This window comes from Bordetella ansorpii (genome assembly GCF_900078315.1).
Classification (GTDB): domain Bacteria; phylum Pseudomonadota; class Gammaproteobacteria; order Burkholderiales; family Burkholderiaceae_B; genus Bordetella; species Bordetella ansorpii.
The window spans coordinates 1,076,395-1,089,836 of sequence record NZ_FKBS01000014.1 but is presented as its reverse complement, the minus strand read 5'-3'; the positions used below and the strand labels follow the sequence as shown (position 1 = coordinate 1,089,836).

Sequence of the window (13,442 nt, the reverse complement as noted above, 5' to 3'; positions counted from 1 at the left end):
GTAGAGCGCAACCTTGCCAAGGTTGAGGTCGCGAGTTCGAGACTCGTCTCCCGCTCCAATCTAAGATCTACAGACTTCCACTGGTGTCTGTAAGTCGTTGAAAAAAGGAGCTTCGGCTCCTTTTTTTGTTCCAGACAAAGCCACGGAAATCCACCGGCAGCCAGCGTTTTTGAGGCCAAAAACAAGGCCAAAGAATGCGGGTGGTGCCGGTTCCGGTTGTTGCTGGGGTTGGATCGGCACCTGCCAGGGTGCTCCTGGCCAAGGGCATCAGCCCCCCGCTTCCCGTTCTTCGAATGCGGAGCGCACGGCCTCCACAACGCGTTCCGCCCGTTGGGCGTTGTCAAGCTGAGGGTAGGTCTTCCTCAGCTTGCCCGAAATCTGCCAGCCATTTTCCTTGAGAGAGCGGATGATGCGGTTCGCGTCCTGATCTGGCATTTCCAGCACCTCTTTCAGCCGTTCTTGAGCGCGCTGGAAAACGACCAGCACGCGGGCCTCGTCAGCCATCTCGGTGCGGACCGTATGCGCCACGACCTGCGCCGTGTACAGGACGTGTTCGGTCAGGTCGGGATAGCGCCACGCGACCTGGGCGTCAGCGTAGTCATCGAAGACCAGGTTGCTCTGGGTCCCGTCCTCGTAGGTAACAAGTTCGCCAAACCGGTAGGACGCCGCATAGCGCTGCATGAATGGCCGCGAGAACACTTCCAGCGTTCGGTCATAGCGAGCCCGGAAATCGATCGAACTCGTGATGGTGGCCGACACGGGCAGGATCACGCCATCAGGCACTGCCTTGTCGCGGATCAGGGTGTCGTTGATCAGGAAACGATGGATTCGGCCATTGCCGTCCCGCATGGGGTGGATGTAAACAAAGGCGAAAGCAAGCGTCGCAGCCCGGGCCAGCGGCTCGCCCCCCCGTGTGGCCACCTCGAATGCCTTGAGGCCGTCGATCAGGCGCGGCAGTTCTTCGAATGGGGGCGCAATGTAATGCACGATGTCCTCGCGCATGGTCGCCTGTCCCACGAAGACCGGCGAGCGGCGCAGCCCCAGTCCGACGGCCTCATGGCCCAAGATGCCCGCTTGCAGTGTCTGCAGGCTGTCGTTGCTCAACGGGTCATCAATGTGGCCGCAGTACTTGGCGATCACGTGGGCGAAGCGCTGGATCCTGTCGGCCTTGTCGGCTTCCTTCTCGATCAGAAAGCTCGCACGTGATTCTTTGAAGGTCAGCCAACTGGCCGTACGCATCAGGATGTCGGCGCCAAAGGTCTGATTCAGCTCGCGCAGCGCCGCATCCAGGTCAAACTGCAGCGCCTGCTGCACGGCTTCGGTACGGCGAACCAGAGGGCAGAACGCGGGGACGCCTGGCAGGTTGTCGTTGATGCGCCAGCGCCGCACCCGAACGGGTTCGACGCGGGTCAGGTACTGCTGCGACGAAACGGCATCGACATAGCCGCCATTGGTGACATCGGGCACATCCAACCGTTGCCCAGTCAGCCACTCGTACAGGAATCCGGTGCGGCGGGCGTACTGGCCGAAGGGCGCTTGCCGGCACCAGGCTGCGATGGGCTCGGGTCCCGTGGCTGCAAACAGGCGCGCAAAGAACTCAAGGTGAATTTCTTCGTACTTGAGCCCGAACTCGAAATGCCCTGCGAAATCGTCCGCCGGCTCATAGCTTGCGGGGTACTTGTTTTCGACCTGACCGTTACTTTCGCGGCTTACCCGTGTCGTGCCGATGACCGATTCGACGCGGAGGGGCTGTGCAAGCTCGATACCGTAACGCTCGGCGAGTGCCTTGAAGCCTGCTTGCATTGTTGAATTCTCTAAAAATGAATTAAAAACAATACTCGGTGAGTCATAGTACGCGAAAACGATAATTACATAGACGAAAAAAACACTAATCTCATGCCGAATTTGTTAACAAATTTGGTGATGCTCGCGAAAACAATAAACGCCAAGATGTGGCAGGGCCACCCGCTTGACTGGGTGCTTGCGTCAGGCGAGTTGAGCCTATGCCTGCAGGTATGCGTCTAGCAGATCAGCAGTGACGTGAGGCAGGAGCGCTTCGACTCTTGTCCCCTGTACACAGCATGATCTGCTCTTGCGGAAATAGAGCAAAGATCCGGGGTTTTCAGGCCACGCCTGAACAACCAAAGCAAAAAAGGAGCCCCTGGCTCCTTTTTTCATTTCCTCGCCCAGAACACACAACCGGTTCCAGCACGGCCTTGCCGCGCCGAAACCGCCTGGACGCCGGCTATCAATCCACCTGGGCGCCCGAGATCTTCACCGCTTCCGCCCACTTGGCGATTTCCTGGTCCACGAAGGCACGGAACTGATCCGGCGTGGACGGCGTGAATTCGCTGCCGGCGGCAACCATCTTCTGCTTGGCCACGGGATCGGCCATCACTTCACGCATGTCCGCCGAGATCTTCTCGACCAGCGCCTTGGGCGTGCCCTTGGGCGCGAAGAAGCCGGACCAGGGCGGCGCCGCAAAACCCGCGAAGCCCTGCTCGGCCACGGTCGGATAATCCGGCGCGCTGGCAAAGCGGGTGCCCGTGGTCAGCGCGATCAGCTTCAGCTTGCCGGTCTTGGCATAAGCCTGCACCGCGGGCAGGCCCGTGATGCCGACCTGGATCTGGCCGCCCAACAAGTCCGTCACCATCGGCGCGCTGCCGCGATACGGCACGTGCGCGATCTGGAAACCGCCGCGGTTCTTCAGCAGTTCCATGCCCAGGTGCGACGCCGTGCCGTTGCCGTCGGAGCCGTACGAGAACTGGCCCGGATCCTTCTTCAGCAGCGCGATCAGCTCGGTCAGGTTGTTGGCCGGCACGTTGTTGTTGACGACGATGGCATTGGGATACAGCGTGGCCTGGGTGATCGGCTCGAAATCCTTGCGCGGGTCATAGCGCATGTTCTTGTACAGCGACGTGTTGATGCCGTGCGAACCGGTCACGCCCAGCACCAGGGTGTAGCCGTCCGGCGCGGCGCGGGCCACGTATTCGGAACCCAGGTTGCCGCCGGCGCCGGGCCGGTTCTCGACCACGACCGACTTGCCCCACTTCTTCGACAGGCCTTCTGCGACCAGGCGCGCGGTGATGTCGGTCGCGCCGCCCGCCGGGAACGGCACCACCAGCGTCACGGTGCGCGACGGGTATCCCGCGACGGCGTCCTGCGCCAGCGCCTGCGTCGCGGCCGACATGCCCAGCGCGCCAGCCAGCAGCGGCAGCGCGAGGCCCTTCATCAGGGTACGGCGCGACAGGGCGCCGGAAGCCGAGAGATGCTTCATGCTCATATACCTTCCTTCTGTGCTTGATCCAGGTAACCCAGAGATGGCTCGCCGCTATATTGCGGAATAGCCCCCATCCACGCGCACGTCCGTGCCCGTGATGAACGCAGCGCCCTCGCCCATCAGGAACAAGGCCGTCCGCGCAACTTCTTCCACATTTCCCAGGCGGCCGGCCGGATAGCGGCCCGCCAGCGCGGTGGTCGCCGACTCGGCATCGCCGTAGCGGCGCAGGACACGGCTGGTCAGCACCGCGCCGGGCGACAGGCTCAATGCCCGGATGCCCTCGTCCGCGTGGTCGACGGCGATGGCGCGCGCCAGCGCGATCAATCCGGCCTTGCTGGCGCCGTAGGCGCCGCGGCCCGGCGCCGCCACGCTGCCCAGTTGCGAGGCCACGTTGAGCACCACGCCGCGGCCCGCGCGGCGCATGGGCACCAGCGCCGCCTTGCTCATCAGCCAGGCGCCGGTGAGATTGATGGCCAGCGCCTGGTGCCATTGCGTGCAGGCCAGATCGCCGATCTTGTCGCCCGGCGTGACCACCGCCGCGTTGTTCACGAGCACGTCCAGGCGGTCCCAGCGCGACAGCACCGACTGCACCACCGCACGCGTCTGCGCGGGGTCGGCCACGTCGCATTGCACGCGCAGCAGCCGGGGATCGCCGGGCGCTCCGCGTTCCTGCAGCGCCACCATGTCCAGGTCGACCAGCGCGACGTTGGCGCCCGCCTGCAGGCACTGGCAGGCAATGCCCCAACCCAGGTCGCCCGCGGCGCCGGTGATGACGACGACCTGTCCGGTCAGATCCGTGGCGTTGCTCATGCGGATGCGGCCCCTATCGAAGCGCCGCCGCACACGTACAGGGTCTGGCCAGTGATGGCGCCGGCTTCGGGTGAAAGAAAGAAGGCAATGGTCGCCGCGACCTCGTCGGCCCGGATCAGGCGGCCGAGCGGCAGATCTATCTTGGGCGGCGCGCCCCGCGACGGATCGCTCAGCATGGGTGTATCGACGGCGCCCGGGGCGACCACATTGACGGTGATGCCGCGTCCGATCAGTTCGGCGGCCAGGCTGCGCGCCAGGCCGATCTGCGCGGCCTTGCTGGCGGCATACGCGGCGCGATGCGCGCGGCCTAGCACCGCCCGGCTGGACACCAGCACGATGCGACCGCTCGCGTCGGGCAGGCGCGGCACCAGCAGGCGGGCCAGCGCCAGGGGCGCGGCGCCGTGCAGGCGCCAGAGCAGGTCGATGTCTTCCGCGCGGCTGTCCACCGCCCCACCGCTGCGCATCACGCCAGCGCTGTGAACCAGCGCCCGCACGCATTTCGGCAATTGCGCCGACAACGCGTCGATGGCCGATTCGTCGGTCAGGTCGCAAACATGGTGCCGATAGGCAGGATGCGCAATGCCCGCGTCGGCCTGCCGGTCAATGCCCGCCACGGCCCAGCCGGCGTCCAGCAGACGGCGGGCGAGCGCCTGGCCGATGCCTGACGCGGAACCGGTAATGACGGCGTGATCGAGGGTAGCGTGAAAACTCATAGCCCGGACAGGCTATCAATCTAGCGAAAAAAGTGTCAACTCTTTTTCGCGCAGCGCAGCAAGACAATCGAAAGGAACCAGGATTCTTCCCAGGGAAAATCCACAGGCGTTTTTCTTAATCCCTGGGAAAACCCTGAGATCCTGAACGCAGCAATCGCGCCACGAACTGGAAGGTCATTCAGTCATTTTGAAGACAAAGTGTTGACAGAAATACTGAAATTTCGTCCGACGGCCGGGGTCTCGACGTCAGTGGCCCAGCTCCCTGGCCGCCTCGCGCATCGAATCCACCAGCAACTGCTGCACGAAGTTGACGTGCATCATCGAGCCGATTTCATCGAAATCCGACGTCCCGGGCGCGGCCAGCGCCGAGAACCCGATCACCGGATTGGCATTGCCGCGCAAGGCCACTTCATAGGTCGACGCGGCCAGTTCGCGCTCCAGCGGATTGCTCGACGTGACCTTGTCCACGAACATGGCGTCCAGCGCGGACACCTTTTCGGTGCCCTCGATGCGATGCGCCTCCTGCATGCTGCGGTGCGTGTAGCCATTCCCGGGCCAAAGCACCTTCAGCATGTGATCCGACACCATGTCCGCGCCGCCGCGCAGCAGCTCGGGACTCATCTCATATTTGGTCTGGCCCTCGATGCCGAACACCAGGACACGGCTCGTCGCGCTGTGGCTGGCGCCGTCCCTGAACATCTGCGAGGAAAATCCATCCTCGTCCCAGGCCCCTTCCGCGCGCCAGTTCGGCGGCAGCTTGAACGTCAGGTCCTTGCCCGAGGGCAGCCGCACCGTATGGGTCACCATGCTGTCCATCAGCGGATCCGATGCCATCGGGTGCAGGAAGACCATCGAACGCATCATCTCGCGCATCCGGGGAATCAGCTCGGCCGAGACCTGCGGACTCATGTCGGCGCGCACGATCAGGATCTTCATCCCGCGCCGCCAGACACCGATCAGGCTGTGCAGCGGCTCGGCAGCATCGAGGTTGTCGTCACGGGAGACCACGGTGGTGACATTGGCGCTGACCGTGTTGCCGTCGGCATCGTCGACGTTCTCTTCTTCGCCCTCGCCGTTACCGAAGCCCTTGGCCATCAGGCGCGCATAGTCCATCGGCACCGCGGCGCGCGTGGGCACGACGTTGGCCACGTAGAGGGTCACGCGCAGCCTGTCGGGGCGTCGGGTGTCCTCGCCGATCATCAGGCGCGCGAAGTCTTGCACCATGCCCGACGCTTCCAGCCCCTTCATCTCATGGCCGTCCTTGCGCCACGACAGCCCCACGGGCGTATCCAGGCGAAACGCCAGTTCGGGCAGTTGCGGGATATCGACGGTCATCTCCCGCGTGCCGCCCTCGGCAGGCTGGCTGGCGCCCTGCTCGCGAGGCGCCGCATGCACGCCAGCCGCACACCACAAAAAGCCCGCCACCACGGCGGGCACAAGGCGCATACGGGATCGCTGGAGCAATGTCGGCATGGATCTGATTGGGCTGTGAGCGTGAAGGCTCGTATGTTAGCCAGCCCCCGCGCCATGAGACCCAGCCGAACGTAACGGACGGCAACGAAAGACGCGCGGCGCGTTATCTGCGCACCATCGAACTGCGTTGCATCGCCGCCAGACTGACCTGCATGGCGTTACGCACCGCGGCCAGCACGCGACTGTCGTCCGATTTGCGCGACACCATGGACAGCGTCAGCACCGGCGCGGCGCGGCCCAGGCGGATGATGCGCACCGGATAGCCCACCAGCGACACGGCATCGGGTTCCTGCAGCACCGAAATGCCCAGGCCCGCGCTGACCATGGCCCGGATGGCGGGCGCGCTGTCGAACTCCAGCGTGCCGCGGATCTCGGGCACGTTGGCGGCCACGTACTGCGCGGCCATCGCCCCCGACACCGTCTTGCGGTCGTAGCGGATCCAGTCGTGCTGGCGGAACAGCGTGGCCACGCTGGCATCCTTGGTGTTGGGCGGGGCGATCAGCACCAGCTCGCGATGCAGCATGGGCGTCCAGGCCAGCCGCGCCGAACCGCCCGTGACGGGCTGGGCCACCAGCGCGGCATCGATTTCCGCGGCCTTCACCTCGGCCGTCAACGTGCTGCTGCGGCCCCGCACCAGTTGCAGTTCCAGCCGGGGATGGTGGTCGCGCAGGTAATGCATGATGCCCGGCAGCACCACCGGCTGCAGCGACTCGATGACGCCCAGCCGCACCACGCCCTCGACCGCCACCTTGTTGCCGGCGCGCAGCGTCTCCAGGCTGTGCAGGGCCTGCCGCATGTTGTCGGCGATCTCGTGCGCCAGCCGGTTGGGCTTGGCCTGCAGGCCGGACCGGTCGAACAGGGGCTTGCCCACGTACAGCTCGAGCTGCTTCATCTGCATGCTGACCGCGCTGGGCGTGACGTTGGCCTGCTTGGCCGCCCCGGCGAAGGTGCCGGTCTGCAAAACGGCCTCGAGGGTGCGGAAGGTTTCGATCTTCATCAAAAACCCTTATGAAGAAGCTAAAGGAAGTTCGCTATTCTAATGAAGCCCGCTCTGACTAGACTAGAGCCCGAAGAACGAACGACTACAACGAGACAGCTTTCCGGCGCCCTGGGCGCCGGCACCGCCGGCCCAGGCGAAGGCCGCGCGGTTCGCGCCAGCCTCACCGTCGCGACCACAACTACAACGTCAAGGAGACAACCGTGCACAGACGATCTTTCATGGGTGCCATGGGCGCCGGCATGCTGGCGGCCTCGGGCCTGGCCCGCGCGCAAGGCACCCCCACCCGCATCATCGTGGGCGCCACGCCCGGCGGCGGCACCGACACCGTGGCCCGCCTGCTGGCCGCCGAGCTGGGCCGCGTGATGGGCGGCACCTTCGTGGTGGACAACAAACCCGGCGCGGGCGGCAACATCGCCGCGCAGGCCGTGGCGACCGCCGCCCCGGATGGCCGCACGCTGCTGGTCTGTTATACGAGCCATGCGATCAACGCCACGCTGTATCCCAACCTGCCCTTCGATCCGGTCAAGGATTTCTCGCCGGTGTCCTCCGTGGCCACCGCGCCGTCGATCCTGCTGGCGCACCCCTCGGTCCCGGCCAGCACCGTGCCCGAACTGATCGCACTGGCCAAGAAGGAACCCGGCAAGCTCAACATGGCGTTGCCGGGCATCGGCTCGGCCGGCCACCTGGGCGGCGAAGTCCTGAAACTGCAGGCCGGCATCGACATGGTGATGGTGCCGTACAAGGGCACGGCGCCCGCCATGACCGACCTGCTGGGCGGCCAGGTGCAACTGATGTTCGCCGGCGCGGCGCTGGCCAAGGGCCAGATCCAGGCCAAGTCGCTCAAGCCGCTGGGCATCAGCAGCGCCAGGCGCATGGAAAACTACCCCGACATCCCGCCCATCGCCGACACGCTGCCGGGCTACGACTTCAGCGCCTGGTACGGCCTGCTGGGCCCCAAAGGCATGGATCCGAAGCGGGTGGCCCAGTTGTCGCAGGCCACGGTGAAGGTGCTGTCCGAACCGGGCAACAAGAAACGCCTGATGGACGAGGGCCTGATCACCACCGGCAGCACGCCCGAGCAGTTCAGCGCGTTCGTGCAGGAAGAGGTGGTGCGCTGGGGCAAGGTGGTGCAGGCGTCGGGCGCGAAGGCGGGCTGAACGCCTGACTCAAGACGGCAGCGCCGCACGCCGGCGCGTGCCCATACCGGACCGGGATGTCCGCGCGGTCCGCGCCCGACATCCCATGCGCCCGCTTACTGCGCCAGCTTGGCATCGTTGCAGCCGGTGCTCTTGCACTCGCGCTCGCGTTCCTTCAGCACGCTGACACGCTCCTGCGTCATGTCCATGGCGCAGGTCAGGTTGACGTAATAGCCGTTGGGCTTTTCCAGGCTGCATGCCTCGTCGCGCTGCTTGATCCAGGCCAATTGAGCCTTGCGCAGCGCAGCCTGCTGGCCCTCGTTCAACATCTTGCGCAGCGTGGTGTATTGCGTGTTCAGGTCGCGGTCGGCCTGCGAGTATTCCGTGCTCTTGCAGTAGACCTGGTCGAAGGCGTTGCGCGGCTTGCCGCAGCCCGCCGCCCACGCGCCCGCCGTCGGCAGCGCACCCAACAACAATCCGGCAACGATCAGTTTTTTATTCATGTTCTTGCTCCATCGGATCGCCACGCTCGTGGCGGCTTGGTTGAAACCGGAAAACTCACTTGCCTTGCAGGCATTCGCGCAAGCCACGCGCGATGGCGTCGGCCTGGCGACGCACCACGGCCGGCTCGCCCAGGCGATGCGCTTCGTCCGGGTTGGCGATCACGCCCACCTCGACCAGCACCGCGGGCATGGCCGCGGTCTTCAGGACGACGAGATCGTCGAAGCGATGAATGCCCAGCCGCTTGTCGATCAGCGGGCGATTTTCGCCGGGAACGGGGGTCTGATGGTAGAGGGAGGGTACCTCTCCGATGGTAAGCAGTTGTGTACCGATCGCCCGGGCGCAGGCCACGCTTTTTTCGTAGTGCGGATTCTTCTCGGAGACGAACAGGGCGTATCCGCGGAACTCCCGGCGCCTGCCCGCATCGATCCATTCCTGCGGGATGGAATCGTGATGAATGGATACGAAGAAGTCCGCATCGGGATGGGCGGCGGTGCGTTCCTTCAGCGCGATGTCCTTGCCGTCGGCCGCCACCCGGGCCACGCGCTGCCCATCGGCAGCCAGCGCGCGGGACAACGCATCGGTGACCTGAAGGTTGTAGTCGTACTCGACCTTGCCGCTGGGACTGACCGCCCCGGGGTGGGCGCGCATGTGGCCGGTGTCGACCACCACGAAGGCGGCCTGGGCCGCCATCGGCAGGCAGGCGCCCGCGATCAACCCACCCGCCAGCACGCCGGCCGTGCGCGCACCCATGTTCTTCATCGAGGTCTCCGAACCGGACGGCACGCCGCGCCGCCATGAGGACGAGCGCCAAAGCGGAACGGGGTCTCGGAGGAGACGGCGCACAGCGCCCGGCGCGAGCCATCGGATGGTACTCCAGGCGGCAGCATTGCGAGCAGCACCTGCATGTGCTGGAATTGCTGGAGCGCGAGCGCAGCGAAGATGCTTCGAAAGCGTTGTGCGAGCATCTGCAAAGCACGCTGGACAACCTCGGCAGCATCAAAGACATCCTGGGATCGGACACGCCGGCCAGGCGGCCGCGCAAATAGTCCGCCGCCCGTTTCCCCCTGACTGGAGCATCACCCGCATGGACGCCGCCATCAAGCAAGCCTTCACCCCCACCGGCGCGCTGCGCGCCTCGATCAACCTGGGCAACCCCATCCTGGCCGGACGCAATGCCCAGGGCGAGCCCGCCGGCGTGTCGGTCGACCTGGCCCGCGCCTTCGCCGAACTGATCGGCGCACCGCTGGAACTGGTCGTGTTCGATGCCGCGGGCAAGTCGGTCGAAGCCGTCACCAACGAGCAGGCCGACATCGGCTTCTTCGCCGTCGATCCGGTACGCGGCGCCGGCATCGCCTTCACCGCGCCCTACGTGCTGATCGAGGGCGCCTATCTGGTGGCGCAGGACTCGCCCCTGCAAAGCAACGACGAAGTCGACCGTCCCGGCACGCGCGTCACCGTCGGCAAGGGCAGCGCCTACGATCTCTACCTGACCCGCGAACTGAAGCACGCCGAGATCGTGCGTGCGCCGACCTCGCCCGCCGTGGTGGACACCTGGCGCGAACAGGGGCTGGACGTGGCCGCCGGCGTGAAACAGCAACTGGAAGCCGATGCAAAACGCGTGGGCGGCGTGCGCCTGTTGCCCGGCCGGTTCATGGTGATCCAGCAGGCCATGGGCTGCCCCAAGTCGCGCCCCGCGGCCGCCGCGCAGTTCCTGGCGCAGTTCGTCGAGGCCCGCAAGGCCGACGGTTTCGTGGCCCAGGCCCTGCAGCGTCATGGCATCCAGGGGGCATCGGTGGCGCCCGCCGCCTGAGCCCGGCATGGGCGGCCATGCCCGCCCCGCCTTCCTCACGTCATCACATTTACGCGCTACCATCGCGCCTCGCGCAACCGCGCGGGCGCCATGAGCGCTCGCGTGCGCGAGTTCCAATTACATCGAAGAACAGAGGTTATGAGGATATGGCAGCACCACTGGAAGAAAGTCGGTCGGCAAGATTCGCCATGCGTTGCGCGGCCTGGGCCGAACGCTGGTTTCCGGACTCCTGGGTTTTCGCCACCGTCGGCGTCCTGCTGATCGCGCTGGCCGCCCTGGCCATCGGCGCCAGCCCCGCCAGCACGGCCAAGGCGTTCGGCGACGGCTACTGGAGCCTGATCCCCTTCACCATGCAGATGGCCTTCGTGGTCATCGGCGGCTACGTGGTCGCCACGTCGGGCCCCGCGTCCAAGCTGATCGACAAGCTGGCCATGCTGCCCAGGAACGGCCGCTCGGCCGTGGGCTGGGTCGCCATCATCTCGATGACCGCCTCGCTGCTGAACTGGGGCCTGAGCCTGGTGTTCGGCGGCCTTCTGGTGCGCGCCATGGCGCGCCGCACCGACCTGAAGATGGACTATCGCGCCGCCGGCGCCGCGGCCTACCTGGGCCTGGGCGCGGTGTGGGCGCTGGGCCTGTCCTCGTCGGCCGCGCAGCTACAGGCCAACCCGGCCAGCCTGCCGCCGTCCATCCTCGCCATCACCGGCGTCATCCCCTTCACCGAAACCATCTTCCTGTGGCAGTCGGGCCTGATGCTGCTGGTGCTGGTGATCGTGTCCTGGCTGATCTCTTACCTGACCGCGCCCAGCGCGGCCTCGGCGCGCGACGCCAAGGATTGCGGCATCGACCCGTCGTTCACTGCCCCGCCCGTGTCCAAGCCCACCCGCCCGGGCGAGTGGCTGGAGCACAGCCCCTTCCTGATCCTGGTGCTGGTGGCGCTGGCCGCCGGCTGGCTGATCCAGGAGTTCTCGACCAAGCCCGCCATCCTGGCGATCTCGGGCCTGAACACCTACAACCTGATCTTCATCATGGTCGGCGCCTTGCTGCACTGGCGTCCGCGCAGCTTCCTGGATGCCGTGGCGCGGGCCGTGCCCACCACCACGGGCGTGCTGATCCAGTTCCCGCTGTATGGCTCGATCGCGGCCATCATGACGCAGGTCAAGGGCTCGGGCGGCGAAACCATCGCCCACCACATCTCCGAGTTCTTCATGCGCATCGCCACGCATGACACCTATGCGCTGCTGATGGGCGTGTACTCGGCGGTGCTGGGTTTCTTCATCCCCTCGGGCGGCGGCAAGTGGATCATCGAAGCCCCCTACGTGATGCAGGTCGCCAACGAGTTGCACTACCACCTGGGCTGGGCCGTGCAGATCTACAACGCGGCCGAGGCGTTGCCGAACCTGATCAACCCCTTCTACATGCTGCCCCTCTTGGGCGTGCTGGGCCTGAAGGCGCGCGACCTGATCGGCTTCACCTTCGTGCAACTGATCGTGCACGTGCCGCTGGTGCTGTTCCTGCTGTGGGCGTTGGGCCAGACCCTGGCGTACTTCGCGCCCATCAAGCCCTGATGTAAGGCGAGCACGGCGGCCCGCGGGCCGCCCATTCCCGTCGGAACGGCCATCCCTCATCCGGATGGCCGTTCCTTTTTGTCCACATCAACAGATTTGTGACAACGGACAAAAAGCTCATGTATACTAGCGGGCTTGACGCGGTTTGGCGCAATGGCAGAGTGGTTATGCAGCGGATTGCAAATCCGTGTACGTCGGTTCGATTCCGGCTTGCGCCTCCAGCAATTTTCAAGGAAACCCGAAAAATCCGGGTTGCCGCAAAATAGGGTATAATTTTTGGCTTGCTGCAGTTCAAGCGAAACGCAGCACGAGAAAATGAAAGACCCACAGCAAGACACCAAGCAGTACGTACTGAAAAGTACAGCTCCATGCGGGAGTAGCTCAGTTGGTAGAGCGCAACCTTGCCAAGGTTGAGGTCGCGAGTTCGAGACTCGTCTCCCGCTCCAAATTCAAAAAGGCCCAAACCCAGGTTTGGGCCTTTTGCTTTGTTCGCCCCGCGCCCGAGGCGCCCCCACGTACGGTAGGCCATGGACTTTGCTCTGATCCTGTTGATCGTCGTCGCGGCATGGCAGGTACTGCGCGTGCGCCATCAGCGTGCCAATATCTCGTTGCTGGGCCGCCACCTGGCCGACCTGAATCTCGAACGCCACATGGAAACGCTGACCCAGGGCTACACCCGGGCGATCCATGAAGAGAACGAAAACCGCCAGCTTCAGGTGCTGGAGACCTTCGCTCCCACCGAGCGCGCGGTGGCCGCGCAGATGCAGACGTTGGCCACGTCCATCCAGAAGGACGACGCACAGCGCACCCGCATGGGCACCTATCCGATCTGCGTGCCCTACGCCACGCACCTGCTGCCCGCTTCGACGCAACGGGATTTCCGCACGTTGCTGCAGGTCCATGCGAACGGGCTGCGCCGCGCGGTGGACAACGAAGCCGGCTGGCCGCCCAAGACGCGCGCCTTCCACCTGTCCGCCGAGCTGTACCTGTTCCAGCACAGCTGCCACTGGTTCTGCAAGTCGCGCAACGTCGCCGATGCGCGCCTGATGCTGCGCCACCAGGTCACTCACAAGAAAGTGCTCGAATCGGTATCCGAGCCCACCCGCAAGGCGTACCTGGAGTGGCTGCGGGGCCGCTGAGACTCCGTAGCC

At 65.3% G+C, this 13,442-nt stretch carries 13 protein-coding genes and 2 tRNA genes; 7 read left to right on the top strand and 8 right to left on the bottom strand.

The annotated features are described in order from the left end of the window. Positions 1–267: 267 nt before the first annotated feature. From A7W11_RS12575 to A7W11_RS12550, 6 genes are all read right to left on the bottom strand, one after another. Complete coding sequence (locus A7W11_RS12575) at positions 268–1,803, bottom strand: Fic family protein (protein ID WP_066412649.1); 1,536 nt, start codon at positions 1,801–1,803, stop codon at positions 268–270. Between the two features lie 445 nt (positions 1,804–2,248). Continuing rightward, positions 2,249–3,277 carry a Bug family tripartite tricarboxylate transporter substrate binding protein gene (locus tag A7W11_RS12570; protein WP_235816883.1) on the bottom strand — a complete coding sequence of 343 codons (1,029 nt, stop codon included), beginning with the start codon at positions 3,275–3,277 and terminating at the stop codon, positions 2,249–2,251. A 54-nt stretch (positions 3,278–3,331) separates the two neighbouring features. Beyond that, the gene (locus tag A7W11_RS12565; RefSeq protein ID WP_082887213.1) at positions 3,332–4,090 is read right to left on the bottom strand and encodes an SDR family NAD(P)-dependent oxidoreductase; all 759 of its coding nucleotides are present in this window, start codon (positions 4,088–4,090) and stop codon (positions 3,332–3,334) included. After that, positions 4,087–4,803 (bottom strand): SDR family oxidoreductase, encoded by a 717-nt coding sequence (locus A7W11_RS12560; protein WP_066412641.1) that lies wholly within the window; start codon positions 4,801–4,803, stop codon positions 4,087–4,089. Before A7W11_RS12560 ends, A7W11_RS12565 begins: the two co-directional genes overlap by 4 nt. Before the next feature lie 246 nt (positions 4,804–5,049). Further along, entirely contained in the window at positions 5,050–6,249 is a 1,200-nt protein-coding gene (locus A7W11_RS12555; protein ID WP_066412639.1) for a hypothetical protein, read from the bottom strand. Between the two features lie 130 nt (positions 6,250–6,379). After that, the gene (locus A7W11_RS12550; RefSeq protein WP_066412637.1) at positions 6,380–7,273 is read right to left on the bottom strand and encodes a LysR family transcriptional regulator; all 894 of its coding nucleotides are present in this window, start codon (positions 7,271–7,273) and stop codon (positions 6,380–6,382) included. A gap of 203 nt (positions 7,274–7,476) precedes the next feature. On the opposite strand from A7W11_RS12550, the gene A7W11_RS12545 reads away from it, so the two are divergent. Then, on the top strand, positions 7,477–8,433 hold the full coding sequence (locus A7W11_RS12545; RefSeq protein ID WP_235816862.1) for a Bug family tripartite tricarboxylate transporter substrate binding protein: 957 nt from the start codon (positions 7,477–7,479) through the stop codon (positions 8,431–8,433). Between the two features lie 95 nt (positions 8,434–8,528). Here A7W11_RS12545 and A7W11_RS12540 read toward each other — a convergent pair whose 3' ends face one another. Beyond that, on the bottom strand, positions 8,529–8,915 hold the full coding sequence (locus A7W11_RS12540; RefSeq protein ID WP_066412633.1) for a lysozyme inhibitor LprI family protein: 387 nt from the start codon (positions 8,913–8,915) through the stop codon (positions 8,529–8,531). A gap of 55 nt (positions 8,916–8,970) precedes the next feature. Continuing rightward, complete coding sequence (locus tag A7W11_RS12535; RefSeq protein ID WP_328587204.1) at positions 8,971–9,675, bottom strand: N-acetylmuramoyl-L-alanine amidase family protein; 705 nt, start codon at positions 9,673–9,675, stop codon at positions 8,971–8,973. Between the two features lie 146 nt (positions 9,676–9,821). Between A7W11_RS12535 and A7W11_RS27960 the strand changes: the two genes are divergently transcribed. The 6 genes from A7W11_RS27960 to A7W11_RS12510 all read left to right on the top strand — a co-directional run bounded on the left by A7W11_RS27960 (position 9,822) and on the right by A7W11_RS12510 (position 13,430). Next, complete coding sequence (locus A7W11_RS27960; RefSeq protein ID WP_175582039.1) at positions 9,822–9,962, top strand: hypothetical protein; 141 nt, start codon at positions 9,822–9,824, stop codon at positions 9,960–9,962. A 38-nt stretch (positions 9,963–10,000) separates the two neighbouring features. Continuing rightward, entirely contained in the window at positions 10,001–10,726 is a 726-nt protein-coding gene (locus A7W11_RS12530; RefSeq protein WP_066412631.1) for an ABC transporter substrate-binding protein, read from the top strand. A 188-nt stretch (positions 10,727–10,914) separates the two neighbouring features. Further along, positions 10,915–12,291 (top strand): short-chain fatty acid transporter, encoded by a 1,377-nt coding sequence (locus A7W11_RS12525; RefSeq protein ID WP_412778721.1) that lies wholly within the window; start codon positions 10,915–10,917, stop codon positions 12,289–12,291. A 147-nt stretch (positions 12,292–12,438) separates the two neighbouring features. Next, positions 12,439–12,512, top strand: a tRNA-Cys gene (locus A7W11_RS12520). A 149-nt stretch (positions 12,513–12,661) separates the two neighbouring features. Then, a tRNA-Gly gene (locus tag A7W11_RS12515) sits at positions 12,662–12,737 on the top strand. Between the two features lie 81 nt (positions 12,738–12,818). Continuing rightward, complete coding sequence (locus A7W11_RS12510; RefSeq protein WP_066412617.1) at positions 12,819–13,430, top strand: hypothetical protein; 612 nt, start codon at positions 12,819–12,821, stop codon at positions 13,428–13,430. Positions 13,431–13,442 lie beyond the last annotated feature (12 nt).

Coding starts and splice junctions, on each gene's coding strand:
- A7W11_RS12575 (WP_066412649.1), bottom strand. CDS start 1,803: ATGCAAGCAGGCTTCAAGGCACTCGCCGAGCGTTACGGTATCGAGCTT.
- A7W11_RS12570 (WP_235816883.1), bottom strand. CDS start 3,277: ATGAAGCATCTCTCGGCTTCCGGCGCCCTGTCGCGCCGTACCCTGATG.
- A7W11_RS12565 (WP_082887213.1), bottom strand. CDS start 4,090: ATGAGCAACGCCACGGATCTGACCGGACAGGTCGTCGTCATCACCGGC.
- A7W11_RS12560 (WP_066412641.1), bottom strand. CDS start 4,803: ATGAGTTTTCACGCTACCCTCGATCACGCCGTCATTACCGGTTCCGCG.
- A7W11_RS12555 (WP_066412639.1), bottom strand. CDS start 6,249: ATGCGCCTTGTGCCCGCCGTGGTGGCGGGCTTTTTGTGGTGTGCGGCT.
- A7W11_RS12550 (WP_066412637.1), bottom strand. CDS start 7,273: ATGAAGATCGAAACCTTCCGCACCCTCGAGGCCGTTTTGCAGACCGGC.
- A7W11_RS12540 (WP_066412633.1), bottom strand. CDS start 8,915: ATGAATAAAAAACTGATCGTTGCCGGATTGTTGTTGGGTGCGCTGCCG.
- A7W11_RS12535 (WP_328587204.1), bottom strand. CDS start 9,675: ATGAAGAACATGGGTGCGCGCACGGCCGGCGTGCTGGCGGGTGGGTTG.
- A7W11_RS12530 (WP_066412631.1), top strand. CDS start 10,001: ATGGACGCCGCCATCAAGCAAGCCTTCACCCCCACCGGCGCGCTGCGC.
- A7W11_RS12525 (WP_412778721.1), top strand. CDS start 10,915: ATGCGTTGCGCGGCCTGGGCCGAACGCTGGTTTCCGGACTCCTGGGTT.
- A7W11_RS12510 (WP_066412617.1), top strand. CDS start 12,819: ATGGACTTTGCTCTGATCCTGTTGATCGTCGTCGCGGCATGGCAGGTA.